Annotated in this window: 22 protein-coding genes; 13 read left to right on the top strand and 9 right to left on the bottom strand. The window is 73.2% G+C overall.

The genetic code is table 11. The annotated features are described in order from the left end of the window. The first annotated feature begins 135 nt into the window (after positions 1-135). The 12 genes from OHA86_RS04375 to OHA86_RS04320 all read left to right on the top strand — a co-directional run bounded on the left by OHA86_RS04375 (position 136) and on the right by OHA86_RS04320 (position 13,893). Positions 136-1,002, top strand: coding sequence for an IclR family transcriptional regulator (locus OHA86_RS04375; RefSeq protein WP_329172648.1), 867 nt, complete (start codon positions 136-138; stop codon positions 1,000-1,002). Positions 1,003-1,559: 557 nt separating this feature from the next. Beyond that, the gene (locus OHA86_RS04370; protein WP_329182217.1) at positions 1,560-3,374 is read left to right on the top strand and encodes a peptidase C14; all 1,815 of its coding nucleotides are present in this window, start codon (positions 1,560-1,562) and stop codon (positions 3,372-3,374) included. A gap of 134 nt (positions 3,375-3,508) precedes the next feature. Beyond that, entirely contained in the window at positions 3,509-4,813 is a 1,305-nt protein-coding gene (locus tag OHA86_RS04365; protein WP_329172647.1) for a Gfo/Idh/MocA family protein, read from the top strand. 42 nt (positions 4,814-4,855) lie between these two features. After that, complete coding sequence (locus tag OHA86_RS04360) at positions 4,856-6,106, top strand: extracellular solute-binding protein (protein WP_329172644.1); 1,251 nt, start codon at positions 4,856-4,858, stop codon at positions 6,104-6,106. A 41-nt stretch (positions 6,107-6,147) separates the two neighbouring features. Beyond that, entirely contained in the window at positions 6,148-7,056 is a 909-nt protein-coding gene (locus tag OHA86_RS04355) for a carbohydrate ABC transporter permease (RefSeq protein WP_329172643.1), read from the top strand. Further along, positions 7,053-7,982 carry a carbohydrate ABC transporter permease gene (locus OHA86_RS04350; RefSeq protein ID WP_443071629.1) on the top strand — a complete coding sequence of 310 codons (930 nt, stop codon included), beginning with the start codon at positions 7,053-7,055 and terminating at the stop codon, positions 7,980-7,982. The genes OHA86_RS04355 and OHA86_RS04350 overlap by 4 nt, the downstream gene beginning before the upstream one ends. Beyond that, entirely contained in the window at positions 7,979-9,079 is a 1,101-nt protein-coding gene (locus OHA86_RS04345; RefSeq protein ID WP_329172639.1) for an NAD-dependent epimerase/dehydratase family protein, read from the top strand. The genes OHA86_RS04350 and OHA86_RS04345 overlap by 4 nt, the downstream gene beginning before the upstream one ends. A 5-nt stretch (positions 9,080-9,084) precedes the next feature. Then, a complete protein-coding gene (locus OHA86_RS04340) occupies positions 9,085-10,152 on the top strand; it encodes a dihydrodipicolinate synthase family protein (RefSeq protein WP_329172637.1) in 1,068 nt (355 codons plus the stop codon). After that, entirely contained in the window at positions 10,136-11,158 is a 1,023-nt protein-coding gene (locus tag OHA86_RS04335; RefSeq protein ID WP_329172636.1) for a hydroxyacid dehydrogenase, read from the top strand. The genes OHA86_RS04340 and OHA86_RS04335 overlap by 17 nt, the downstream gene beginning before the upstream one ends. A gap of 122 nt (positions 11,159-11,280) precedes the next feature. Next, complete coding sequence (locus OHA86_RS04330; protein ID WP_329172634.1) at positions 11,281-12,141, top strand: fumarylacetoacetate hydrolase family protein; 861 nt, start codon at positions 11,281-11,283, stop codon at positions 12,139-12,141. Continuing rightward, positions 12,134-13,042, top strand: coding sequence for an SMP-30/gluconolactonase/LRE family protein (locus tag OHA86_RS04325; protein WP_329172632.1), 909 nt, complete (start codon positions 12,134-12,136; stop codon positions 13,040-13,042). Before OHA86_RS04330 ends, OHA86_RS04325 begins: the two co-directional genes overlap by 8 nt. Further along, positions 13,039-13,893: an alpha/beta fold hydrolase gene (locus tag OHA86_RS04320; protein WP_329172631.1), complete on the top strand. Its 855-nt coding sequence runs from the start codon at positions 13,039-13,041 to the stop codon at positions 13,891-13,893. The genes OHA86_RS04325 and OHA86_RS04320 overlap by 4 nt, the downstream gene beginning before the upstream one ends. Positions 13,894-13,895: 2 nt before the next feature. Here the strand turns inward: OHA86_RS04320 and OHA86_RS04315 are convergent, their stop codons facing one another. The 4 genes from OHA86_RS04315 to OHA86_RS04300 all read right to left on the bottom strand — a co-directional run bounded on the left by OHA86_RS04315 (position 13,896) and on the right by OHA86_RS04300 (position 18,137). Next, positions 13,896-14,066 carry a hypothetical protein gene (locus OHA86_RS04315; protein ID WP_329172629.1) on the bottom strand — a complete coding sequence of 57 codons (171 nt, stop codon included), beginning with the start codon at positions 14,064-14,066 and terminating at the stop codon, positions 13,896-13,898. 80 nt (positions 14,067-14,146) lie between these two features. Beyond that, complete coding sequence (locus OHA86_RS04310; RefSeq protein ID WP_329172627.1) at positions 14,147-15,592, bottom strand: hypothetical protein; 1,446 nt, start codon at positions 15,590-15,592, stop codon at positions 14,147-14,149. Positions 15,593-16,229: 637 nt separating this feature from the next. Beyond that, the gene (locus OHA86_RS04305) at positions 16,230-17,057 is read right to left on the bottom strand and encodes a lipase family protein (RefSeq protein ID WP_329172625.1); all 828 of its coding nucleotides are present in this window, start codon (positions 17,055-17,057) and stop codon (positions 16,230-16,232) included. Between the two features lie 183 nt (positions 17,058-17,240). Then, positions 17,241-18,137, bottom strand: a complete 897-nt coding sequence (locus OHA86_RS04300) for an NAD(P)-dependent oxidoreductase (RefSeq protein ID WP_329172622.1) — start codon at positions 18,135-18,137, stop codon at positions 17,241-17,243. Positions 18,138-18,353: 216 nt separating this feature from the next. Here OHA86_RS04300 and OHA86_RS04295 point away from each other — a divergent pair, with 216 nt between their 5' ends. Then, positions 18,354-19,229 (top strand): NAD-dependent epimerase/dehydratase family protein, encoded by an 876-nt coding sequence (locus OHA86_RS04295; protein ID WP_329172621.1) that lies wholly within the window; start codon positions 18,354-18,356, stop codon positions 19,227-19,229. Between the two features lie 81 nt (positions 19,230-19,310). Here OHA86_RS04295 and OHA86_RS04290 read toward each other — a convergent pair whose 3' ends face one another. The 5 genes from OHA86_RS04290 to OHA86_RS04270 form a co-directional block, all read right to left on the bottom strand. Continuing rightward, positions 19,311-19,850: a DUF6529 family protein gene (locus tag OHA86_RS04290; RefSeq protein WP_443071628.1), complete on the bottom strand. Its 540-nt coding sequence runs from the start codon at positions 19,848-19,850 to the stop codon at positions 19,311-19,313. A gap of 53 nt (positions 19,851-19,903) precedes the next feature. Further along, entirely contained in the window at positions 19,904-21,466 is a 1,563-nt protein-coding gene (locus OHA86_RS04285) for a polyprenyl synthetase family protein (RefSeq protein ID WP_329172620.1), read from the bottom strand. A 311-nt stretch (positions 21,467-21,777) separates the two neighbouring features. Further along, positions 21,778-22,578, bottom strand: coding sequence for a GNAT family N-acetyltransferase (locus tag OHA86_RS04280; RefSeq protein ID WP_329172619.1), 801 nt, complete (start codon positions 22,576-22,578; stop codon positions 21,778-21,780). An 86-nt stretch (positions 22,579-22,664) separates the two neighbouring features. Continuing rightward, positions 22,665-23,792: an FAD-dependent monooxygenase gene (locus OHA86_RS04275; protein ID WP_329172618.1), complete on the bottom strand. Its 1,128-nt coding sequence runs from the start codon at positions 23,790-23,792 to the stop codon at positions 22,665-22,667. Continuing rightward, positions 23,789-24,634, bottom strand: a complete 846-nt coding sequence (locus OHA86_RS04270) for a prephenate dehydratase (RefSeq protein WP_329172617.1) — start codon at positions 24,632-24,634, stop codon at positions 23,789-23,791. Before OHA86_RS04270 ends, OHA86_RS04275 begins: the two co-directional genes overlap by 4 nt. Positions 24,635-24,950: the final 316 nt, after the last annotated feature.

The raw sequence follows: 24,950 nt of genomic DNA, 5'->3' as shown, positions 1-24,950 counted from the left end.
AAGTCGTCGCAGGATTCGTTCGTCGGAGCGAAGAATCTAAGATTGAGAACACTGTTCTGAATGTCAGAACAGTGGGCTGATCGTAGATCCGTAATCGGCCCAGGTCAAGGGGCTCCGGTGATAGACTGTTCCGCTATGCAGAACAGTGGTGTTCCACGGTCCGGTGACGAGCCCGGCCCGGAGCCGAAATACCTGGTGAAGACGGTGGCCAGGGCCGCGGAGCTGCTGGAGGTGCTCGCCGCCGGCCGGCCGGGCGCCGGGCTGAGCGTCACGGAGGTGGCGCAGCGCAGCGGCGTCTCGAAGAGCGCCGCGTTCGGCCTGCTCCAGACCCTGCGCCACTACGGCCTGGTCGCCGACGAGGGCGAGGGCATGAACCGCCGCTACCGGCTCGGCATGGCGCTCGCCCGGCTCGGCGACCGGGCGCAGGCCCAGGTCTCGCTGCGCGACGTGGCGCGCCCGGTCCTGCGCGACCTCACCGCCGCCACCGGCCTCACCTCGCGCGTCGCGGTGCCCCAGGACGGCCAGGCGGTGATCGTCGACCAGGTCGACAGCGACGGCGCGCTCCGGCTCGACCTGCGCATGGGCGGGCGGGAACTGCCGCACTGCACAGGAATCGGCAAGGCGCTGCTGGCGGCGCTGCCCGAGCGGCAGGCCAGGGACCTGATCGCGGCGACCGGGCTGCCCCGCCGCACCTCGCGCACCATCACCGACGAGGCGACCCTCTTCGCGCACCTGGCGGACATCCGCGCCACCGGCTACGCGCTGGACGACGAGGAGGACGCCGACGGGATCTTCTGCATCGGCAGCGTGGTCCGCGACCACCGCGACAGATGTGTCGGAGCAGTCAGCATCACCGGTCTGAAGCTGGATCTGCCCGGCTGGCGGTTCCGCGAACTCGGTTTGCAGGTGAAGGAGTTCGCCAACCGGATCAGCCTGAGCCTGGGGTACGGCGCCACCGGGCCGTTGCCCGCGGGACTGCCCGCGGTCGCCGAAGGGCCTTGACCGATTCACCGCGAGGGGCATAACGTCTCGCCCCGTCGGACGGTGCCGCGCAAGCACCATGCCCCTGGTCTGCGCTTTTACGCACCCGTCCGGCACCGCCATCCGCACCACCGGCGAGCGTCACAGGTTTCGTCCTCACCCCCAGGCCCCATCGAAGGCTGAGGCACCCTGTGAACGTTCCCCCTGGCTCCGTGCCGGGTTCCACGACCGACCACAGCTCCCCCGACACCTCCCGCCGCAGGCTCCTGCGGACCGGCGGGGTCCTTCTCGCGACGACCACCGCGGCGGTGGCCGCCGGGTCCGGCTCGGCGCACGCCGCCGGCCGTACCGGCGCGCCGCTGTCCGTCGGCGCCGTCGCCGACCTGCTCGGCCTCGACCCCAGGACGCTCGCCGACGGCGCCGTCGCGCTGGTCGCCGGCTACCACACGCCCGGTGACGGCGGCGGCCTGGTGGCCCGGTGGGACGCCGGCTCCACCGCCGCACCCAACGGCGGCACCGTGCTGCGGCCGAACTCCCGTCCCGGCAGGGGCCGCTGGCGGCTGGTGCACGACGGCGTCCTGGACTTCCGCCAGTTCGGCCTGTTCGACGGCTCCACCCCGGCCGACGCGGCCCTGGACGCGATGGTCCAGGACCCGTCCGTCCACCGGGTCGAGGCCCGCACCGACCTGAACTTCACCAAGCGCCACACCTTCTCGCGCTCCCGCATCGAGCTGGACTTCGGCGGCAACCGGGTCACCACCCGCGGCATCGAGAAGAACACCGACGACAACCCCTTCGGCGCGGTCCTGTACTTCCGCGGCACGGTCGGCACCACCACCGTCAGGTCCACGCTGTCGGCGCCGATGCCCGACCTCGCCGACGTCTTCGAGGTGCCCGACAGCAAAACCTTCGCCGTCGGCCAGTGGTGGAGCGTGGAGATCGACGCCGCCGCGGGCACCGGCCTGTACGAGAAGGAGGTGCAGAAACTCGTCCAGGTCACCGAGATCGTCGACGAAGGCCGCATCCGGGTCAACTACAAGATCGGCTGGGACCTGGCCGCCGGGCGGACCTTCACCTGGAAGCACGTCGAACCGGTCGAGCGCGCCCATGTGCGCGACATGGTCTTCGAGGGCGTCGCGGACGTCCCGGACGGCGACACCCTCACCGGCTCCCACCCTGTCGCCTACGAGTACGCGGTCTCCTGCGACGTCTCGGGGATCGACGCCACCGGCACCTTCTGGCCGGTGGTCATGCGCCGCTGGTGCACCTACTTCCGCACCTCCGAGTGCCGGCTGAAGAACCCGGCCTCGGTCACCTGGGGCGGCGCCGGCTACCTCACCCAGCAGATCTACTGCCTGTACGGGCACGTCGAGGACTGCCACGTCGCCAACTCCCGGCACCTCAACGACTGGACCGCCTCCGCCTACGGCTACGTCACCAACTGCCACGGCGACGGCGACGACCAGGGGCCCTTCGTCACCCACGGCCAGTTCGAGCACGACCTCACCTACACCGGCAACTCCGGGCTGATGACCTTCGCCAACTCCGGTACGGCCTGGGGCGGCGCGGCCAAGCGGATCACCGTCCGCAAGCACGCCTGCTCGTGGTTCGTGGCACGGACCAACGTCACCGACCTGACGCTGGAGGACATGCTCGTCATCGGCAACTCCCAGGCCGGCTCCGGCATGATCTGGGTCAACGCCGACGGCGCCCAGCTGCGCGGCTGCGTCGCCTCGGGCCCGCTGGTGGTCTCCCAGTCCTCCCGGCGCTCCAAGCGGCCCACCGTCATCGCCGACTCGGCCTTCGTCCAGGGCAAAGCCTCCGAGGTCACCGCCGCCACCGTGACCGCCGACGTGCACCTGCTGCGGGTCACGTTGAACGGCCTGGACGGCGCGCAGTTCAACGGCGCCGGCCGGCTGGTCCTGGACCACTGCGCCTTCACCGGCGCCTCCGCGTCGGCCGGCCCCGGCACCGTCGCGCACACCGAGACCACGGTGCACGGCGGCAGCTACACCGACACCGGCCTGCTGCTGAAGTCCGCGAAGGACCAGCGGCTGTGGATCGACGGCGGCGCCGTCTTCAGCGGAACCAACAGCGCCGCCGCCTTCCTGTCGGGCAGCGCCGGGGACCGCACCGTGAGCTGGCAGCTCGACGGGCTCGACTCGCGCACCGCCGACCCGGGGACGGCGCACGTACTGATCACCGGCGGCGTCAACCGCTACCGCGCGGGCGGGTCGGTCTTCACCGGAGGGCGCCTCGACCTCGCCCCCGCCGCCTTCGCCGGCGCCGGACACCTGCTGCACACCGGCTGCACCGAGGACGGCGTCACCAGGACACGGATGCCGGCCGAGGGCGCCCGGATCCAGCACACCGCGGGCAACCTCATCCTCTGACCCCCGGTGCGCCCGCGCGGGGCCCGGCCCGCCTTCCAGCACCGGACCCGCCGCCCCTTGCGGCACCGCCCGCCCGGCCGCGGCCCCGCGCCCGCCCCCTCCAGCGACCCTTCGCGCCAACCGTGAGAGACCCCATGGCACACAGCCCGACCAGCCCCGCCGACACCCCGATCCCGGGACGTCCGGTCCGGATCGCCCTCGTGGGCGCCGGCAACCGCGGACTCACGTACGCCGACTGGATCCACGCCCACCCCGAACAGGCCCGGCTGACCGTCGTCGCCGACCCCAGGCCCGAGGCCCGGGCGCTCGCGCGCGCCTCGGCCGAGTACGCCGACTGGCGCGAACTGCTCGCGGCGACCGTGGCGGGCGGCGAACCGCTGGCCGACGGGGTGATCGTGGCCACCCAGGACCGCGACCACGTCGAACCGGTGCTCGCGCTGGCCCGCGCGGGCTACGCCATCATGACCGAGAAGCCGCTCGCCCCCACCGAGGCGGAGTGCCGCGCCGTCGTCGAGGGCGTCGAGGCGGCCGGGGTGCCCTTCGCGGTGTGCCACGTGATGCGCTACACCCCGTACACCGACCTGGTGAAGCAGGTGGTCGACAGCGGTGTGCTCGGGCAGATCACCGGGCTCGACCACCTCGAACCGGTCGGCTGGTGGCACTACGCCCACAGCTACGTCCGGGGGCCGTGGCGCCGCGAGGACCTGTCCTCGCCGATGGTCCTCGCCAAGTCCAGCCACGACCTGGACTGGATCGCCTACGTCACCGGCCGCCGGATCGAGACCGTGGCGAGCTTCGGCTCGCTGACCCACTTCCGGCCGGAGAACGCCCCGCCCGGCGCCGCGGACACCTGCCTCACCTGCGCGGCGGAACCCGGCTGCCCCTACTCCGCACCCAAGCTCTACTACCCCGCCCTGCGCCGCACCGGCGGCGCCTGGCCGATCGACCACGTCACCGCCCACGCCAGGGGACCCCAGGACGAAGCCGTCCTCACCGAGGCGCTGCGCACCGGCCGCTACGGACGCTGCGTCTACCGCGCCGACAACGACGTGGTGGACAACCAGGTCGTCGCCATGCGGCTGTCCGGCGGCGCCACCGCGGTGTTCACCATGTCCGCCTTCACCGAGCAGACCCACCGCCAGACCAGGATCTTCGGCAGCCACGGCTGGCTGCGCGGCGACGGCGAGCGGGTCACCGTGCACGACTTCCGCGACGACACCACCCGGGTGCTCCAGGTGGACGCGAGCGGATCCAACGCCGCGGACGGCCACGGCGGCGGCGACACCGTACTCGTCGCGTCCTTCGTCACCGCGCTCGCCACCGGCGACCGCTCCCACATCCGCTCCGGCCCCGCCGATTCGCTGGGCAGCCACCTGGCGGCCTTCGCCGCCGAGCGCTCCCGGCACCACGGCACGGTCGAGACCGTGCCCGCCCGCTGACTTCCTTCCGTATCCACCCAGTTCAGGGAAGCGAGAACCACCATGAGACCCCGTACCACCGCCGTCCTCGCCCTGGCCACCGCCCTCGCCGCCACCGCCGTGGCCGGCTGCGGGTCCGCCACGGGCTCCGGCTCCAGCTCGAAGAAGACCGTCAGCACCTGGGTCTACCCGGTGATCAACGACCCCAAGGCCAACGAGGCGTACTGGGACGGCCTGGTCAAGGGCTTCGAAAAGGCCAACCCCGGCGTCACCGTGAAGGTCTCCACCTACCCGTGGGCCAACCGCGACACCGCCCTGGCCACGGCGCTCGCCGCAGGCAAGGGCCCCGACGTGGCCTACCTGATTCCCGACCAGCTCTCCGCCTACCAGCGGAACCTGATCCCGGCGAGCGAGTGGATGACCGCCGCGGACAAGGCCGCCTACCGCCCGTCCGCCCTGAAGGCGGTCAGCGTCGACGGCAAGGCGCTCGCCGCGCCCGTGCTGATGTCCAGCTACCCGCTGCTGTGCGACCGCAAGGTCTTCGACGCCATCGGCGAGACCGCCTACCCGAGCACGTGGGACCAGCTCAGCGCGCTCGCCCCGAAGCTCAAGTCCAAGGGCTACTACGCGATCAGCTACAGCGGCGACACCACCGCCACCCTCAACATGACCTTCTACCCGCTGCTCTGGCAGGCCGGCGGCGACGTCTTCTCCTCCGACGGCACGAAGGCCGCCTTCAACAGCGACGCCGGCGTCAAGGCCCTGACCTGGCTCAAGTCCTTCGTGGACAACGGCTGGACGCCCAAGGACCTGATCACCACCACCCCGCAGATCGAGCAGACCGACCTGGCCAAGAACAAGGTCGCCTGCACCTGGCAGAACACCGCAGCCGAGGTGCAGCCGTTCTGGGGCAAGGACGGCATCGTCGTCAACCCGCCGCTGAGCAGCGGCACGTCGGTGGCGTACGGGACCGTCGGCACGCTGGCCATGTTCAAGGGCGCCAACCAGGACCTCGCCGCCAAGTGGATCTCCTACGCGGCCCAGCCGGAGAACTCGGCCGGACTGCAGCAGCCCGGCGGCTACTTCTCGCCGCGTACCGACGCGGCGGCCCTCTACCCCGGCGACCCGCTCCAGCAGGCCACCGAGAAGGTGCTCGACACCACCGACGTCGGCCCGCTCAACAAGGCCGCCCGCGACGTCATGGGCGTGCTCGCCCCGCAGATCCAGGCCGCGCTGCTCGGCAAGTCCACCCCGAAGAAGGCCCTCGACGACGCGGCCTCCGCCGCCGACCAGCTGATCGCCCGCAAGCGCTGACCGCCGCACAGCAGCGCCCGTCACTCCCCGAAGGAGGTCCCGTGGCCGCAGTCGCGGAACGTACCACCCGCCCGCACAACCGACGAGGACCGCACGCCCGCAGGGAGGCCCGGATCGGGCTGCTGTTCGTGCTGCCCTGCTTCCTGCTCTTCCTGGCCTTCAGGTTCGGGCCGGGCATCGCGGGACTCGTCCTGGGCTTCACCGACTACACCGTCGGCGACAGCACCCACTTCACCGGCCTGGCCAATTTCCAGCGGATGGTGCACGACCCGCTGTTCTGGTCCTCGCTGCGGGTCACCGTCATCTACAGCGTGCTGGCGGTGCCGTTCACCATCCTCGCCTCGCTGGGGCTGGCCCTGCTGACCCGGCGGGCCTTCCGCGGCTCCCGGCTCTTCCGCTCGATCTTCTTCCTGCCGGTGGTGACCAGCCTGATCCTGGCGTCCACCGTCTTCATCTGGATCTTCTCCAGCAAGGGACCGTGGTCGGAGCTGATGGGCCTGGCCGGCCTGCCGGACCAGGCCTGGCTCACCGACTCGGCCCTGGTGCTGCCCGCCCTCGCGATCGTCGGCATCTGGTCGCGGTGCGGCTACGGCATGCTCATCCTGCTCGCCCGGCTCCAGGACGTGCCCAGGGAACTGGAGGAGGCGGCCCTGATGGACGGGGCGGGAGCCTTCCAGCGCTTCCGCTACATCGTGGCCCCGCAGCTCAGGCCGGCCTTCTTCTTCCTCGCCGTGATCGAGACGACCAACAGCTTCCAGATCTTCGACGCCGTCTACGTGATGACCGGCGGCGGCCCGGCCAACGCCAGCTACAGCCTCGTCTACCAGCTCTACGACGCCGGCTTCAAATACATGGACCTCGGCTACGCCAGCGCCCTGGGCTGCGTCCTGTTCGTCCTGACCGTCGTCGTGGCACTCGTGCAGCGGCTGGTCCTCGGAAAGGAGAAATGACCATGGCGAACCTCACCGTCGAGCCGCCGCCGGCCGCCGCCCCCGAGGCCGCGGCGCCCGCGCCCGTGCCCCGCCGCCTCCGCGAGCGCGACACCGTACCCAGCGCGTTGCGGCCCACCAGGGCCGGGCGGCTGCTGCGCGGCGTCCTGCTCACCGCGGCCAGCCTGGTGACGGTCTTCCCCTTCTACGCGATGCTGGTGCTCTCGCTGAAGCCGGGCGCCGCCGTCTCCCTGCCCGGCAGCCTGCTGCCCTGGAATCTGAGCGGGTCGTCCTACAGCGCCGTGCTGGACGCCCAGGACGTACCGCGCTGGCTGCTCAACACGCTCGTCTACTCGCTGGTGTCGGTGGTCGGCGTCCTCGTGCTCGCCTCGCTGGCCGGGTACGCCTTCGCCAAGAAGCGCTTCCGCGGCAGGGAGGCGATGTTCTGGTCGTTCCTGTCGATGGTGATGGTGCCCTACCACGTCACGATGATCCCGACCTTCATCATGATGGCGAAGATCGGCGGGGTGGACACCTACTGGGGCCTCATCATCCCGACCCTCGCCAACGCCCAGGCGGTCTTCCTGATGCGGCAGTTCATCAAGGACCTGCCCGACGAGATGTTCGAGGCGGCCCGGCTGGACGGCTGCAGCGAGCTGCGGATCTTCACCAGCATCGTGCTGCCGCTGCTCAAGCCGATCCTCGCCACCCTGGGCACCTTCGTCTTCCTGTGGCACTGGAACGACTTCCTCTGGCCGCTGATCATGGGCCAGAGCAGCGACATGCGCACCCTCACCGTCGGCATCGCCTCCCTGCAACAGCAGCAGGTGCCGCTCAGCCAGGTCCTCGCCGGGTCGGTGATCGCCTTCGTGCCCATCTTCGCCGCCTACATGGTCGGCCAGCAGTACTTCACCGAAGGCGTCACCGGTTCCGCAGTCAAAGGATGACCACACCCATGCTCACCACCTCCCCGCCCTTCCCCGGCGACGAGAAGCAGCTCGAAGACCTGCTCGCCACCCCGTCCCCCGCCCTGGCCGCCGACCTCGCCCGGCTCGACGGCGACCTCGTCGTCCTGGGGGCGGGCGGCAAGATGGGGCCCAGCCTGTGCCGGCTCGCGCGCCGGGCACTGGACGCGGCCGGACGCGGCGACCTCGCCGTGCACGCCGTGTCCCGCTGGTCCGACCGTGCCGCGGCCGGCGCGCTCGCCGCCGAGGGCGTCCGCCCGGTCCCCTTCGACCTGCTCGACGGCGACCCGGCGGACCTGCCCGACGCGGGCAACGCGGTCTTCATGGTCGGCGCCAAATTCGGCTCCGCGGGCAACCCGTCGCACGCCTGGGCGGTCAACGCGGCCCTCCCGGACCGGATCGCCCGCCGCTACCGCGACGCGCGGATCTCCGCCTTCTCCACCGGCAACGTCTACCCGCTGGCCGGCTCCACCTCGGGCGGCTCCGCCGAGACCGACCCGGTCGGCCCGGTCGGCGAGTACGCCATGTCGTGCCTCGGCCGCGAGCGGGTCTTCGGACACCACGCCGCCGAGTACGGACTGCGCGTCGCGCTGCTGCGGCTCAACTACGCGGTGGACCTGCGCTACGGGGTCCTCGCCGACATCGCCTCCGCCGTCCACGCCGGCACACCCGTCGACGTGACCACCGGACACGCCAACGTCGTCTGGCAGGGGTACGCCAACGAGGTCGCCCTGCGCGCGCTGCTGCACGCCGGTGCCGACCCCTTCACCGTCAACCTGACAGGGCCCGAGACGGCCTCGGTACGCCGGCTGGCCCAGCTGTTCGCCGCGGAATTCGGCCGGGCGGACGGCCCCGCCGAGGCGGGCGGCCCCGAAAGCGCCGCGGGGACGGCATCCTTGACGACGGGTCAGGAGTCCGGCACGGCACTGCTGTCCGACGCGGGCGTGTGCCACGCGCTGTTCGGCTACCCGCCGATCGCGCTGCGGACGCTCGTCGGGTGGCAGGCCGAGTGGATCCGGCGCGGGCTGCCGCTGTCGGGACGGCCCACCAAGTTCCAGGTCCGCGACGGAAGGTTCTGAGCACCGTGTTCCCCCCAGCCCCCCAGAGCACCACCCCCGCGGACGGCACCGCGCTCGGCCTGCTGAGCGCCGGCACCGTCATACCCGCGCACCCCCTCGCGCTGACCGCGCAACGCCGCCTGGACGAAAGGCGCCAGCGGGCGCTGACCCGCTACTACCTGGCCGCCGGGGCCGGCGGGGTGGCCGTCGCGGTCCACACCACCCAGTTCGAGATCCGCGAGCCCGCGACCGGCCTGCTCCGCCCGGTGCTCGAACTCGCCGCCGAGACGGTGGACAAGGAGGCCGGCCGGCCCGTCGTCAAGATCGCCGGAGCGTGCGGCTACACCGCGCAGGCGGTCGCCGAGGCCGAACTCGCCGCCGAGTTCGGCTACGACGCCGTGCTGTTGAGCCCCGCCGTGCCCGGCGCGGACGAGGCCGGTCTGCTGGAACGGGCCCGCGCCGTCGGCGAGGTGCTCCCCGTCATCGGCTTCTACCTCCAGGACTCCGTCGGCGGAAGCTACCTGTCGGCGGACTACTGGCGGGCGCTCGCCGAGATCCCCTCGGTGGTCGCGATCAAGACCGCCCCCTTCGACCGCTACCGCACCGCCGACGTGATCGCCGCCGTCGCCGCCAGCGACCGCGCCGAGGAGGTCGTCCTCTACACCGGCAACGACGACGCCATCCTGACCGACCTGCTCACCCCGTACGAGACGGCCCAGGGGCTCCGCTGGTTCGCCGGCGGGCTGCTCGGCCAGTGGGCGGTATGGACCAGGACCGCCGTCGACCTGCTCGCGGAGGTCCGCGCGGCCCGCGCCGGCGACCACGCGCTGATGACCGACCTGCTGCGCCGGAGCCCCCAGCTGAGCGAGGCCAACGCCGCCGTCTTCGACGCGCGCAACGCCTTCCGCGGCTGCATCGCCGGAGTGCACGAGGTGCTGCGCCGCCAGGGGCTGCTGGCCGGCACCTGGTGCCTGGACCCCGACGAGCGCCTCTCGCCGGAGCAGGCCGAGGAGATCGCCCGGGTCGCCGAGGCCTACCCCTGGCTGACCGACGACGACTTCGTGACGGAGCACCGCGATGACTGGCTCCGCTGACCCCGGCCGGCCGCCCCGGGCCGTGATCGCCGTACCGCCGCACCTGCGCGAGCAGCTGTTCGCCCCCGCCACCTGGACGCGGCTGACCCGGGCGGTCGTACCGCTGGTGCTCGACCGGCCGGGCGACCGTGCCGCCCTCGCAGCCGTGCTCACCGACGCCGAGATCCTGGTCACCGGATGGGGCGCCGCCCGGCTCGACGCCGAACTCCTCGCGACCGCACCCCGGTTGAGGCTGGTCGCGCACACCGGCGGCGCCGTCAGTCCCTACGTCACACCCGAGGTCTACGACCGGGGCGTGCGGGTCACCCAGGCCGGTGCGGCGATGGCCCGGCCCGTCGCCGAGGTCGCCCTCGCCTTCACCCTGGCCCTGCTGCACCGGGTGCACCGCTTCGACCACGCCCTGCGCGCGGGCGAGCCCTGGGAGGCCGCCGAGGACGTGCCTGACCGGCACCAGATCCTCGGCTGCCCGATCGGCGTGATCGGCGCCTCCCGCACCGGCCGCGCCTACATCGCGCTGGCCCGCGCGCTCGGCGCCGAGGTCAGGGTCGCCGACCCGTATCTGGACCAGGCCGGCGCCGACGCCCTCGGCGTCCGCCTCAGCACGCTCGACGAGCTGCTGGCCGCCAGCCGGATCACCGCCGTGCACGCCCCCGCGCTGCCCGAGACACACCACCTGCTGGGCGCACGGGAGTTGGCGCTGATGCCCGACGGCGCCGGGCTGGTCAACACCGCCAGATCCTGGCTGGTGGACGAGGCCGCGCTGCTCGGCGAGCTGCGCACCGGCCGTATCGACGCGGCTCTGGACGTCTACGACACCGAACCCCTGCCGGTCGCCCACCCGTTGCGCGCCCTGCCCAACGTCCTGCTGACGCCCCATCGGGCCGCGGCGACGGTCGAGGGCCGGTACGCACTCGGCGACAGCACCGTGGCGGAGATCGAACGCCACCTCGGCGGGGCGCCGCTGCGGCACGCGGTGGGCCGCGCCGCGCTCGAACGCGTCGAATAGGCGCGGGGCGGTCCGGGCGGCCGTCGATCCGTCCCGCGCACCAGCCTGTTACCCACCACCTGTCCCCAACGGCGGTTTTCCAGCCGCCTGTTGCTCAGCGATCGTACGAAAAGAGAACTCCCATGCGCCTGATGCGCGTAGGCCCGCCCGGCGGTGAGCGGCCCGTCCTGGGCACCGCCGGCGGCGACCACTACGACCTGGCCGGCCTCACCCCCGACATCGACCCCGCCTTCCTCGCCGGGGACGGCATCGAGCGGGCGCGCGAGGCCCTGGCGGAGGGCCGGCTGCCCGAACTGGCGCCGGCCGACCTCGAAGGACAGCGGATCGGCGCCCCCGTGGCCCGTCCCGGCGCGGTGCTGTGCATCGGCCAGAACTACGCCGCGCACGCGGCCGAGTCCGGCGCGCCCGCGCCCGGCGAGCCGATCCTCTTCCACAAGAGCCCGAACACGGTGGTCGGTCCGCGGGACACCGTGCTGATCCCGCGCGGCTCGCGCAAGACCGACTGGGAGGTGGAGCTGACCGTGGTCGTCGGCCGCCGCGCGCGCTACCTCGGCGAGGACGACGACCCGCTGGCGTACGTCGCCGGGTACGCGGTCGGCAACGATGTCTCCGAGCGCGCCTTCCAGCTGGAGACCCCCGGCGGCCAGTGGTCGAAGGGCAAGAGCTGCGAGACCTTCAATCCGCTCGGGCCGTGGCTGGTCACCCCCGACGAGATCCCCGACCCGCAGGCGCTGCGGCTGCGCTCCTGGGTCAACGGCGAGCCCCGGCAGGACTCCTCGTCCGCCGACATGGTCTTCGGCGTGGCCGAGATCGTCCGCCACCTCTCGCAGTACCTGGTGCTGGAGCCCGGCGACCTGGTCAACACCGGTACCCCGCAGGGCGTCGCGCTCTCCGGCCGCTTCCCCTACCTCGCCGCGGGCGACGTCATGGAGATGGAGATCGCCGGACTGGGCAGGCACCGCAGCGTATGCGCCGATGCCTGACCCGCACCTGCCGGTCTTCCGCGCCCGGCCCGCGCTCACCGGCGGCTTCCGGCTCGCGGAGGGTCCGCTCTGGGACGCCCCGCGCGAGCGCCTGCTGTGGGTGGACGTCGAGGAGGGCCGGGTCTTCGAGGGGCGGATGCGGCCGGACGGGACACGCGTCGAGGTCGTGCGCGGGCACGGCTTCGCGGGCACGGTGGGCGCGGTCGCCTGCGCGGACGACGGGCGGCTGCTGGTCGCCGGGCGGCACGCCCTCACCGTGCTCACTGCGGCGGGCACCCGACTGCCGGGTCCGCGCGTCCTGCCGCCGGGGACACCGGGCCGGCTCAACGACGGCGGGTGCGACCCGGCCGGACGCTTCCTGGCCGGCTCCACGGCACCGGACGGCGTCGAGGGCCGGGACATCCTGGCCCGGATCGGCGACGACGGCGCTGTCGCGCTCCTCGACACCGACCTGACCTGCTCCAACGGACCGGCGTGGTCGGCGGACGGCAGGCGGATGTACAGCGTCGACACCGTGCCCGGCGTCGTACGGGTCCGCGCCTACGATCCGGCGGACGGGACGGTCGGCGAGCGCCGGGACTTCCTGCGGATCACCGGCGGGCTGCCGGACGGCCTGTGCGTGGACGAGGACGGCAACGTGTGGGTGGCGGTCTGGGGCGCGGGCGAGGTGCGCTGCTACTCCCCGGCCGCGGAACACCTGGCCACGGTCCGGGTCCCGGCGGCCCGCACCTCCAGCGTGGCCATGGCCGGCCCCGGTCTCGACACCATGGTGATCACCGCCGCCGGCCCGGACGGCGGCGTCTTCACCGCCAGGACCGGCGCCCGCGGAGTGCCCCTCGCGCCATGGAACGGCCGCGGCCGGCCACGCACGCGTACCCCGGATGCCACAGTGGACCCATGACTCTTTCCGACGGGCGACCGCACGCGGACGGCGGCGCACCGACCGCTGAGGACACGGTCCTTCCGCTGGACGCGGGCGGCGTCCACGTGACCCAGGACGGCCCTCGGGACGCCCCCGCGCTGCTGCTCGTCCACGGATCCGCCTCCTCGACCCGCTCGTGGGACGCGCTCGTACCGCTGCTCGCGTCGTCCCACCGCGTCATCCGGATCGACCTGCCCGGGCACGGCCGGTCGTCCGCACCGGCGGCCGGCCACGGCTACGGGATACCCGAGCAGGGCCGTACGCTCGGCGAGGCGCTGGACCGGCTCGGCGTCGAACACGTTGTCGTCGCCGGCCATTCCAGCGGCGGCTACGCCGCGACCGCTCTCGCCGAGCAGCGCCCCGAGCTGGTGACCGCACTCGTCCTGATCAACACCGGACCCAGCCCGGCCGCCTTCACCGCACCGGCGTCCGCCCCGATCGACCCCTCGCGGTGGCCGCCGGGCGACGAGCAGATCCGCCGCATCGCGAGCACCGCTTTCCGCGCCGGGTACGAGGTCCCGCAAGCCTTCGTGGACGACATCAGCGGTATGAGCTACCAGGCCCTCGCCGCCGCGGGGCAGGCGGCAGTCGCCTATCTGAGCCGGCAGGCGGTCCCCGACCGGCTGACGGCCCTCGGCAAGCCGCTCCAGGTCATCTTCGGCGACCAGGACCGCAGATGGCGCCCCTCGTCCGCCGCCGAGTACGACGCGGTGCCGGGCGCGAAGGTCGACATGCTCCCCGGCGCCGGCCACACCCCCATCGTGGAAGACCCGCCGCGCACGGCCGCACTCCTGCTGGCCTTCACCGCGGCCCGCACGGCGGCGCCCTGACCCTATCGACGCGTGGCGAACGCGGCACGCACCCCGTGCGACACGGCGATGCTGCCGCCGAGATCCTCGATCGCCTCGTACAGCACCGCTTGAAGGCGCGTCAGCCGCTCCGGTGCGAGAGCCCGGTGGTCGCTGAACGTGGCGACCAGGCCGGCCCAGTCCGTGCTGCTCACCGTCACCTCCTGCCGGCAGGCGCGGGTCTCGACCGGTCCGGCCGGCGGCGACCGGTCGCCCGGCCGCCGTCGCGGGGCGGTCAGCCGTTGGCGATGCGGACGACGCCCGTGATCGTTCCCTGGTAGACCACGCCGCCGGGAGCGATGGAGCCGACCATCTGCAGCGTGTCGTACAGCGAACTGGTGCCGAGGTATCGGGTGCGGACGGTCTTTCCGGTGGCCGGGTTGATCTCGGCGTAGAAGAACGAGTCGAGGATCGAGGTCGTGTTCGTGAACGGGATGAGGGGGGTGCGGATGACGGTGTGGATCAGGCCGTCGGCGGTGGACAGCCGGGGAACGGCCGCCGAGCGGACGGTGGTGTCCCATTTCAGGTCGCAGCCGGAGCCGTCCGCGCGGACGTCGACACGGCTGAGGCCGCCCTTGAAGTCGGCGTCGGCCGGGCTGGAGGCGCCCGCGTCGTCGGGGAGCGCGGGATAGGGGTATCCGTAGGTGCTGGCCACGAAGACGGAACTGCCGGCGCCGATGGGGGAGTTCTCGCTGCCGCTGCCCCCGGCTTTCAGCACGGGGACGGAGCAGACCTGTGCGCCGGTGTCGGTCCGGTAGACCAGCAGGTTCTCGGTGGGGGCGGCGTTGTCCACGACGGTGAGGTAGTCGGCGCCGGTGCCGGGGCCGAAGAAGGTCGGTGTGGAGCCGGTGCCCCAGCTGAGCTGGCCCGGCTTGCGCGCGGGACCGCGGTCGTACGGCCGGCGCCACGCGACGCTGGGGGTGCCGTCGGCCGCGGCGGTCAGCAGGTAGGTGGCGTGGGTGGTGGCGACCGCCGTGCCGGCCGGCGCGGTCGAGATCGAGTTGTCGACGCGTTCCCCGGCGGGCAGTGCCAGCGTGTGGACGGCGCCCGTGCGGTCGTCGGCGGTGCCGACCGTTCCGCCCCCGGTGGCGAACCAGACCCGGCCCTGCCAGTCCGGTGAGATGCCGGTGACCGCGTCCCCGCCGGGTACGGCCTGGGCCAGCGACAGCGAACTGGCGACGTACAGCTCCCAGCCGCCCGCCGCCGCCCTGCGGTGGGCGATCCGCAGCAGCGTGCGGTTGCCGTCCACCGCGACCAGCCGGTCCTGGTCGTCCAGGTAGGCGTAGACCCCGCCGAGCAGTGAGCCCTTGGCGATGGGCAGTTCCGCCAGCGAGTCGCCGCTCTGCGGGTCGAGCAGGTGCACGGTCGGGACCTGGCCGAGGATCGGCGTGCACAGGGCGACCGGGTAGCCGTCGGCCCCGACCAGGACGGTGGGGCAGGCCGATTGCAGGGCGGCCCGCCGGGAGGTCAGCGAGCCGGGGCCCGGTCCGGCCAGCGGGGTGGCGTCGGACGAGCCGGTGTCGCCGTGCATCGTCGCGGTGCCCTGGGGTCCCGTGTACGGGTTGTGCGGCGGCAGCGGCCCGAAGAGCGACGCGGCCCGGGCCGGCAGTGCGGTCGCCAGCGCGAGCAGGCAGGCGGCGCCGAGCACGGCGGCGCGCGGGAACAACGGGGAACGCGGCATGGCGATATCCATTCGGGTGAGTCGGGCGGGCGCGGGCCGGCCGGGGGAGGAGTACCGGGCGACCGGTGGTCGTCCCTCCGGGGCCGCGCAAGATCCGGACCGGGTGCGATCAGCGACGCGGGCGGGTGACGCGGGAGCGGCGGCAGCGGAAAGAGCCGCCGCGGGATTCCCCGCCGGGACTGCCGGGGGTGGCTACGTCAGTGACACAGTGCGCTGGACTGGCGGCACTGGTCGACGTGGCGACGGACCACGAGCAGGGTGGACGTGCACCCGTTTCCCGCAGTAACTGTCATGGACACGGATCCTGTCAGCCCCACGTGCCCCGGGACAACCACCGGTCCGCATCACGGACGCCCCGCGTCCCGCACGGGCCGGGTGCGGCTCACGCGCTCAACTCCGGTGCGCGGAGCCGTTCATGAACGCGCGGAAGCGCCCTGACGGTTCATATCGGGCATCGCGGACATGCCCGCGACGACCGAGGGCGCGACCGTGCAGCAGACCAGGTGCCGCGCCGCTCGGACGAGAGCAGGCCCGAGTGAGTAGTCCGGCCGGTCGCGGCTGCCGTCGCCGGCGACTGACCCTCTCCGAGACCGGGGTGTGGTGTGGCGCCGGCCTTTTCGACACGGCGGGCAGGCGCTCAGCCCGTGGTGGCGAGGTTCTTCTCGAACGCGGCCACGTAGTTCGGCAGGTGGTGGTCCTTGACGGCGTCGCTCTCGGGGGCGAAGAGGTCGGCCGCCACTCCCTTGGCCCGGTCCTGGAGTGTGGCCAGCAGGGGCATGGCTTCGTGGAGCCGGCCGTCGGCGTCGAAGTAGCGGAGCGCGTTGACGTGCGTGTAGGCCGGCTCGGGCGGGAGGTGCGGGACGATGTCGTTGTTGTTGACGAAGCGGTAGCAGCGGTTGCTGAAGGCCGTGTTGTGTGCGGCGGCGAGCAGGCGCTCGCAGGTGCGGGGCTGGCCGAAGGTGTAGACGCCGTCGGCCAGCAGCCGTGGCGCCTCGAAGTACAGGCGGGCGCCGGCCAGCATCGCCAGGGCCGCGCCGAGGCTGTGCCCGGTGAACCAGATGCTCTGCCCGGCCTCGCGCAGCTCCAGGATGGTGTCGCGGACCTGGGGATAGACCGATTGCAGGGCCTGGTGGAAGCCGTAGTGGACGAAGCCCTTGTTGGCCGGGCCGGGAACGGGCGGGGTGTCGACGTCGGTCAGCCAGTCGTAGATCTTGGCGACCTCGGTGCCCCGGAAGCCGGTGACGATCATCCGGTCGCTCGCCATGACGTACGCCTGGGTGTCCTCGATCGGGAACGGCATCTTGTGCGTCGACTCGAAATACCGCACCTCGCGGAATCCCCACGCGTGGGCCTGGGCCTCGACGCCGTCCCGGTCCAGCGACGCCAGCCCGGCCGCGCGGGCCATCCAGTAGGCGTGCGGGAGGGAATACCGGGTCGTCGAGTGGTCCAGGACGGGAATGGTCATCGGTGTCCTTCGCGAAAGCCGGCTGTGGTCGCCCAGCAACCTAGCTCCGCGCCCGGACCCAGGAGAACCGTCCGCGCCCGCGACCACCCGGATGGACGCAACGGCCCCGGGAGAATCCGGATCATCGCATTGTCCGCCGCCACTGCCCTTTCACCGAAGGCAACGACGTAGGCGCGGGCCGATTCATATGCCGATCACACCGCCCTGTACGGGCCGGCCGGCCGGCGGCTTCCGCTGGTAGTCGACGGCCGCGAGGTCGTCCCGGTCGTGCCCGGCCGCGGCGGTCGCGTCCAGGCGGTCGCGGACGGCTTGCAGCAGGGGGCTCGGGGCGGCGGCCACCGAGGCCAGGTCGAGGTCCTTGAGGGCGAGTTCCACGGCGAAACCGGGTGCGTACGACGCGTCGTCCATGGCGCTGACCTTCCGCAGCTCGTACGGCATCGCCAGCGGTCCCGCCGCCAGGACCCGGACGAACGTCGCGTGGTCGATGCCGAGCGCGTCGCACAGCGCGAGGACGTCGCTCATGGCGACCGTCGAGGCCGCCATCCAGGCGTTCACCGCGAGCTTGACGGCGCTGCCCTCGACCCCCGTCCCCACGTGCAGCACCGAAGAGCCGAGAGCGCCGAGCACGGGACGCGCCCGCGTGAGGACGTCCTGCGGGCCGGCGACGAGCCAGACGAGCGTGCCCTGCCGGGCGGGAGCGGTGCTTCCGGAAACGGGCGCGTCGAGGTAGTCGGCCCCGTGGGCGCGGGCCAGCCGGGCGAGGGCGCCGGCGCTCCGCGGGCCCACCGTGCTCGCCTGCACCCATACGTCACCGTCGTCCAACCGGGTGACGGCGTCCGACATGACCGCCGACACCGCGTCGCCGTCACGCAGCACGGTGATGACGGCGGACGCGCCGGAGACGGCATCGCCCGCGCTCGCCACCGCCGTGACGCCGGCGGCGTGCTCCGCCACCGTACGGGCGCGCTCCCGCGTACGGTTCCACAGCCGCACCTCGTGTCCGGTCTCGCCGAGCCGCGTCGCCATCGCGGCGCCGAGCGCGCCCGCGCCGAGAACGGCGACGGTGGTGGTGTCCGACATAGGAGGGCTCCCTCTCTCTGCTTTTCCCTTCCCTCTTCCATCTTCAGCCGCGAAGCCGGGTTTCTCCTGGCGACGGATATCGCGCGCGAGGCCGCCCGGGCACACCGTCGGCGGAACAGGTGTTGGGGCGCGCCCGCACGGGGCCCGACAGTGGAAAGGGTCGGCTCCCCTGCGAGACGAACGCGGCTGTTCCAGGTATCTGTGAAGGGGTTCGTCATGCGTGTCTTCCTCACCGGTGGTTCCGGCTACGTCGGCAGGTCCGTGATTCCGGCACTCGTCCGCGCCGGCCACGACGTCACGGCGCTGGCGCGCAGCGAGTCCTCCGCCGCCGCGGTGGCCGCGCTGGGGGCCACGCCCGTCCGCGGAGAGCTGACCGGCACGGAGGTCCTGCGCCGCGCCGCGGAGCAGGCCGACGGCGTGATCCACCTCGGCGCGAGCACCGGCCCCGACGCAGCGGCCGTCGACCTGGCCGCGGCGCGCGCCCTGCAGGCCGGGCTGGACGGCCGCGGCGCCTACGTCCACACCGGCGGGGTGTGGGTGTACGGCAACACCGGCGGTGTGGTGGACGAGGACGCGCCGAAGGCTCCGCCGCAGATCACCGCCTGGCGGGTGGCCAACGAGGAGAAGGTGCTGGCGGACGCCGATCGCGGCGGACGACCCGTGGTCGTCATGCCGGGCCTTGTCTACGGCAACGGCGGCCACCTGACCAGGGCCTTCTTCACCGAACCCGGCCGGGCCTCCGGGGCGGTCCCGCTGATCGGCGACGGCAGCGGCCACTGGGCGCTCGTCCACGTCGACGACCTCGCCGAGCTGTACGTGCTGGCCCTGGACGCGGCCCCCGGCTCTGTCTACGTCGGCGTCAGCGACCAGAACATTCCGCTGGCCGACATCGTTCAGGCGCTCTCGGTGGCGGCCGGCCACCCCGGCGGCATCGAAAGGCTCACCCTCGACCAGGCCGTGGAGCGGATGGGTCCGATGGCCGAGGCGTTCGCCCTCGACCAGCAGCTCACCGGCGCCCGTGCCCGACGCGAACTCGGCTGGACCCCGCGGCATCTGGACGCGCTCGCGGATCTGGCGGCGGAGGGCGCCTGAGCAGCCGTCCCGCGCCGGGGGCCGACCGCCGTACCCGGTTCCCCGGACGGCGGCGCACCAGCAGGACCGCGGGACGGTGTGTCAGCTGGAGGACAGGCCGGGCACGGAGTCGCCGTTGAGCACCCACAGGCCTGCGGTGTACCAGAGCAGGGCGATGCCGATGACCAGCAGCGATCCCATGATCGGCAGCAGCCGGCCCGGCAGCCGGCGGGAATGGACCACCAGCACCTTGGCGACGAAGGCACCGTAGAAGGCGCAGCCGGCCACGGAGTGGATCGCCACGCGCGGGCTGCTGGTCTCGACGCCGTAGGTGGCCAGGCAGTGCCAGGCGATCGGCAGGGAGAACAGGAAGGCGAAGAAGCCCAGGGCGCGGTGGCCGATCCTGACCGGGCGCGGGGCGGCGCGCAGGCCGGGCAGCCGGCCGTACATCCACAGGGCGAGGCCGAGCTGGATCAGGGCCAGGCAGAGCAGGGCGCTGCCGAGGCGGGCCTTGAGGTCGACCGCGTCGGTGCCGTGCTGCCCGTACAGGCCGTTGTTGTAGTCGGGGGTGTGGTGCTTGCCGAAGAAGTAGATGCCGAGGCCGACGGCGATCGGCAGCAGGATGCCGAGCACGACCGCCACCGCGCGCACCGCGGGGCTGCGGCGGGGCGGTCGCGCGCCGGCGCGGGACCCGGTCAGCTCGTGACCTGCTTGCCCTTGGCGTTCACGACGTACCACAGGGCGCCGAACTGGTTGATGCCCTGGCCGTTGGTCTGGCCGGGCTTGGTGTCGCCGACGTAGTAGTAGAGCGGGTGGCCGTTGTAGCTGACCTCCTTGGCGCCGCCCGAGCGCGGGGCGGTGCCCAGCAGCTTCTTGTCGGTGCCGCTGCCGGCCTTGGCGGTGCTGGTGGTCAGCAGCGGCGGCCAGGCCACGGCGCAGGCGCCGGTGCAGGTGGACTTGTTCTTCGAGTCGGCCACGAAGAGGTAGAGGGTGCGGCCCTTGGCGTCCACGAGGATGGTGCCGAGCTTGCCCGCGGACTTCGTGGCCACGGTGGGCTGGCCGGGCTGTGAGCTGGCGACGGCCGCGGCGGTGGCTTCGTCGCCGCCGCCGGAGGAACTGCTGGAGGCGGACGAGCCGCTCGCCGAGGTCGAGCTGCCGGAACAGCCGGCCAGCAGCGAGGTGAGCAGGGTGACGGCGACACAGGAGGCCACCGCGAGGGTGCGCTTCATCACAGCTCCGAAGGTGGGCGCAATGGGGGTCCAAGCGTCCCTCCGCGCCCCCGCCGCGCCCGGGTACGCCACACACCTGCGCCGCTGCGGCCGGCCAGGATCAGCCAAGCGGACCAGTGGGCCGGGGCGCCGCCGCCCGGCACGCGGTTGCGCGGCAAGGGCCACGCTCGTCACCCGGATCGCCGACACGTGACCGCGCGAGGGCGGGGCAGGAGCCGGCCGCCGCCGTCCGGCGGAGCGGGGTGAGGCCGCCGGGCCGCGGCACGGGTCGGCTTCGTGTGCCGGAGTGCGCGGCTTCTGGCGCGCGTCCTGAGCGACACCGCGAGCCCCGGGTGCGGAGGGTTGCTGCCGTGTGGGGCGGACATGCTGCGTGGTGTGTGCGCGCCGCTCGCAGGTGTATTTGGCGGTCTTGTAGCGGATGACGCGCAGGGCCGCACCCGGGTCCGGACGGGCGGCGCAGGCCTGCCCGGCGCTGACCAGGTCGAGGTACTGCCCGACGAGGGTCTCGGTGCGCAGGGCGTTCAGCAGCGGCCAGGTCCGCCTGAGGTACTTCCCGGTGAGGCCGGGGCGGTCGGGGTGCAGGAGTTCGTACGACCAGCCCAGCGCCAGGTCGCCCAGCAGGATCGCCGCGTTGACCCCGAGGGTGTCCGCGTCGTCCCGGCCGGGGTGGCCGGCGGCGAGCAGGCGGTGGGCGCTGGGTTTGCCACGCCGTGTCGCCGAGGCGTCCATGATGTCGTCGTGGATCAGGGCGAAGATGTGGAAGAGCTCCAGCGAGGCCGCCACCCGCCAGACCATCGGCGGCGGCGACCGGTCGCTCACCGCCTGCCAGCCGGTGACGCACAGCACGGGCCGGATCCTTTTGCCGCCGGCGGCGATCATGTGCCGCAACAGGTCGGTGAAGACGGCGAGTTCGGGCAGGCCGGCGGCGTTGCGCTGCTGCTCGTCGAGGAAGTCGTGGAGCAGCGCCTCGACGGTCGCGGGTATGCCGGCCGGTTCCCACTGCTCGGATGACGGGGCCAGGACGGCCATGGCGTACCTCCAGGTCGGGAAGATCGGTCGGGGTGACCTCCGGGCCGGACTCGACACGGCACGGAGCGCGGCACCCCCGCTGTCAGCGGCGGGTCCGGCTCCCATGGGCCGCCGCCCCCGCCGCGCCCCAGAAGGGCGCGAACCTCCGCGCGCGACGTACGGACGCCCCCGGGGCCACGCCGCGCGCCGCGCTCACGCAATCGCGCTCACCGGCACCCGTGCGGCGCGCGCGGAGGCGCCCCCGCACCCTCGGCGAAGGGAAGCGCGGCGCGCGGGCGCCCCGCCGCCACGGTGGCGGCGACCGGCCGGCCTCAGCCCTTGAGGCCGTAGAAGTGGACCGGCGAATTCGGCGTGAAGCCGATACGCGGGTAGACAGGCGTCCCCGCGACGGTCGCGTGCAGGGTGGCGCGGGTCAGGCCGGTGGCCCGGGCGCCCTCGTGGAGCGCCTTGCGCGTCACCGTCTCGCCGTAGCCCCTGCGCTCCCACTCCGGGGCCGTGGCGACCAGCACGACGAAGAGGCGCCCGTCCGCCTCCACCGTCCCGGCGCACGTCACCGGGATTCCGTCCCGCAGGCCGAGGTAGGCGTGGACCCGGTCCTTCCACATCGCGGAGCCGACGAGTCCGTCCCTGCCGTCCTCCAGGGGGAAGCCGTAGGCGCGCGAGTTGAGGTCGGCGTACGCCCGCAGGTGTTCGTCGGTGGCCACGCGCACGAACGTCAGGTCGGGGTGGGCCGGTTCCGGGACGGGGAGCAGGTCGCCGGCCATGCCGATACCGGGGAAGGCGTACTCCAGGCCCGCGCGCTCGGCGGCGGCCCCGAGCGCCGCGCGCGCCCCGTCGTCGAGGAGGTCCTCGAAGAGCCACAGGAAGCCCGGCTGCTCCTTGGCCCGCATGATCTCCGCCGCCTGGCCCAGGCGCTGTCCGAGCAGCCGCGTGTCCGCGCCGGCCTCGGTCAGCGTGAGGCAGTTCCAGAAAGCGAACCGGCAGTCCGCCCAGCGCACCGCGATGCCGGGCAGGTCCCGCACGTCCGCGGCCGGATCCCGGTCCAGCACCATGGCGCGCCAGACCACGCTGAGCTGCTCCATCGATTCGATCGAGTCCGCGGAAACCGTCATGGGAACCCCCTGGGATCGTCGGGTCGGCGCATGCCTTCACCGGAGGAAACGAGTCCCGCGGTTCCTGGTTTCAGGGGGCGGCCGGCTCAGGGCTCGGCGTGCAGAGGGGCGTGGTTGGCCCGGAAGAGGCGTTCGCCGCCGACCCGGAGGGTGAAGTTGCGCAGCGGGGTGGGGAGACCGCGCGTCCTGTCCCGGCGGTGGTTCTGGTCGAGCACCCACCTGATCCGCCCGGCCCGCCGGGCCTGGTAGCCGGCCAGCGCCCCGGCGATCTCCGCGCCCTCGGCCACGGCCTCGCGCACCACCTCGGCCAGGACGACGGCGTCCTCCAGCGCCATCGCCCCGCCCTGGGCCATGCTGGGCGAGCAGGCGTGGGCGGCGTCGCCGACGAGTACGGTACGGGCGCGGGTCCAGTCCGCGCCGTCGATCTCGGTCAGGGGCGCGAAGTGGGCGTCGGCGCCCTGGTCCAGCAGCTCCGTGCCGGGGGCGGTGAAGTCGGCGAACAGCGCGCGCCAGTCGCCGGACGGCGGTTCGGGCGTGCTGCTGGAGATCTCGGCGTAGCAGTAGACGCGTTCGCCGCCGAGCGGGACCGTCAGGAACGCCCGCCCGGAGTCCGCCAGGCGTACGGTCCAGTCCGCGGTCGGCCCGATCTGCGGGGACCGCGCGATGAACCGCCAGCACACCTGCCGCAGGAAGCGCGGCTCCGGCTGGTCGAAGACGCTGCGCCGCACCGCCGAGTTGACGCCGTCCGCGCCGACCACCAGGTCGTACCGCTCCGTGGAACCGTCCGCGAAGGTGACGCCGCCGTCCGCGTCGGCCTGTGCGACGGCGGCGCCGAGCCGGACGGCCGAGGTGTCGAAGGCGGACCAGAGCGCCTCGTGGAGTTCCCGACGTCCGATCGACAGGCAGTCGCCGACCTCCCCCCATATGTCGCGGAGTGCGAACTGGGACAGGACGCGCCCGCGCCGGTCCAGCAGCCGCTGCCGGGAGACGGTGTGGGCCCGCGGGGCCACCGCCGCCCCGAGCCCCAGGCGGTGCAGCGCCCGTACCGCGTTGGCGGGCAGGTAGAGGCCGGCACCGGTGGTACGGACCGCGGTGTCGCGCTCCACCACCGAGACGTCCAGCGGCTGTTCGCGCAGGGTGTGTGCCAGGGCCAGGCCGGCGATTCCGGCACCGACGACCAGGATGCGGGGCCGGTCCTGGGCGGTTCTTCTCACTGTTCGTGTCCTTCACGGCGGTAGGGGTGGGCCGGGTAAACCCCCAGCAGGCGTACCTCGGACGAGAAGAAGTCCAGCTCCTCGAGGGCGAGGGCGACCCGGGGCTCGTCGGGGTGTCCCTCGATCTCGATGTAGAAGCGGCTGGGGTTCAGCCCGGCGCCCATCTGGTAGCTCTCGATCTTGGTGATGTTCACGGCGTTGCTGGCGAAGCCGCCCAGCGCCTTGTACAGCGCGCTGGGGATGTTCCGTACGCAGAAGAACAGGCTCGACATCGTAGGGGCACCCGTGTCCTCGGGGAGGACGGGTTCCCGGGACAGGACGACGAAGCGGGTGGTGTTGTCCGGATCGTCCTCGACGCCGGCCCGCACCACGCGCAGCCCGTACTCGCGGGCGGCGGCCGGCGGGGCCAGCGCGGCGTGCCGGGGGTCGCCGAGTTCCGCCACCTCGCGCGCGGCGCCCGCCGTGTCCTGGCTGACCAGCGTCCGCCAGCCGCCCTCGCGCAGGATCTTGCGGCACTGGCTCAGGGCGTGCACATGGCTGCGGACGCACTCGATCTGCTGCGGCGTCCCGTGGGGAACGCCGACCAGGTCGAAGCGGATGGGCAGGAAGTGCTCCGCGATGATGGACAGGCCCGACCCGGGCAGCAGATGGTGCACGTCCGCGACGCGCCCGGCCGCCGAATTGTCCACCGGGATCACCGCGAGGTCCGCGGTGCCCAGGGCCACCGCGTCCAGCGCCTGCTCGAAGCTCGTACAGGGCAGGCCCGTGCTGCCGGGGTGGAGGGCGGCGGTCGCGGCGGCCGAGTTGGACCCCGGCTCCCCCTGGTAGGCAACGGTGGTCATGCGCCTCGGTCTCCTGCCCGTTCTGCGGTCGCCCCGGCAGCCTGCCCGGGGTCGTCCTCCGTGGTCGGAGCGCTGCGCTCCGACTCCCCTTCCCCCGCACGGCGGTGCGGTTCCGGGACGCGCCGGCGCGGGCGCCGGTGGCCGCCCCGGCGTGCGGGGTGACGAGGACTCCACGAAGATGCCACACCGGACGGCCGGCGGGCAGGGCAAATCCCGGGGCGGCGCGGACGGCGGCGGCGCGGGCCGCCCACGGCCGGCCGCCCGGGCGGCCCCGGGGCCGCCCTCCCCGGGCGGCCGGCCCGGGGCTCGCCGGCGG

Origin of the sequence: Streptomyces sp. NBC_01477 (assembly GCF_036227245.1) — a bacterium.
Classification (GTDB): domain Bacteria; phylum Actinomycetota; class Actinomycetes; order Streptomycetales; family Streptomycetaceae; genus Actinacidiphila.
The sequence above is the reverse complement of the archived record's forward strand: the minus strand, read 5'-3'. Positions and strand labels throughout refer to the sequence as shown.

Excerpts from the sequence above, each read along its gene's own strand:
- OHA86_RS04375 (WP_329172648.1), top strand. The coding sequence starts at position 136 with ATGCAGAACAGTGGTGTTCCACGGTCCGGTGACGAGCCCGGCCCGGAG.
- OHA86_RS04365 (WP_329172647.1), top strand. The coding sequence starts at position 3,509 with ATGGCACACAGCCCGACCAGCCCCGCCGACACCCCGATCCCGGGACGT.
- OHA86_RS04360 (WP_329172644.1), top strand. The coding sequence starts at position 4,856 with ATGAGACCCCGTACCACCGCCGTCCTCGCCCTGGCCACCGCCCTCGCC.
- OHA86_RS04350 (WP_443071629.1), top strand. The coding sequence starts at position 7,053 with ATGACCATGGCGAACCTCACCGTCGAGCCGCCGCCGGCCGCCGCCCCC.
- OHA86_RS04345 (WP_329172639.1), top strand. The coding sequence starts at position 7,979 with ATGACCACACCCATGCTCACCACCTCCCCGCCCTTCCCCGGCGACGAG.
- OHA86_RS04335 (WP_329172636.1), top strand. The coding sequence starts at position 10,136 with ATGACTGGCTCCGCTGACCCCGGCCGGCCGCCCCGGGCCGTGATCGCC.
- OHA86_RS04330 (WP_329172634.1), top strand. The coding sequence starts at position 11,281 with ATGCGCCTGATGCGCGTAGGCCCGCCCGGCGGTGAGCGGCCCGTCCTG.
- OHA86_RS04325 (WP_329172632.1), top strand. The coding sequence starts at position 12,134 with ATGCCTGACCCGCACCTGCCGGTCTTCCGCGCCCGGCCCGCGCTCACC.
- OHA86_RS04320 (WP_329172631.1), top strand. The coding sequence starts at position 13,039 with ATGACTCTTTCCGACGGGCGACCGCACGCGGACGGCGGCGCACCGACC.
- OHA86_RS04310 (WP_329172627.1), bottom strand. The coding sequence starts at position 15,592 with ATGCCGCGTTCCCCGTTGTTCCCGCGCGCCGCCGTGCTCGGCGCCGCC.
- OHA86_RS04305 (WP_329172625.1), bottom strand. The coding sequence starts at position 17,057 with ATGACCATTCCCGTCCTGGACCACTCGACGACCCGGTATTCCCTCCCG.
- OHA86_RS04300 (WP_329172622.1), bottom strand. The coding sequence starts at position 18,137 with ATGTCGGACACCACCACCGTCGCCGTTCTCGGCGCGGGCGCGCTCGGC.
- OHA86_RS04295 (WP_329172621.1), top strand. The coding sequence starts at position 18,354 with ATGCGTGTCTTCCTCACCGGTGGTTCCGGCTACGTCGGCAGGTCCGTG.
- OHA86_RS04285 (WP_329172620.1), bottom strand. The coding sequence starts at position 21,466 with ATGGCCGTCCTGGCCCCGTCATCCGAGCAGTGGGAACCGGCCGGCATA.
- OHA86_RS04280 (WP_329172619.1), bottom strand. The coding sequence starts at position 22,578 with ATGACGGTTTCCGCGGACTCGATCGAATCGATGGAGCAGCTCAGCGTG.
- OHA86_RS04270 (WP_329172617.1), bottom strand. The coding sequence starts at position 24,634 with ATGACCACCGTTGCCTACCAGGGGGAGCCGGGGTCCAACTCGGCCGCC.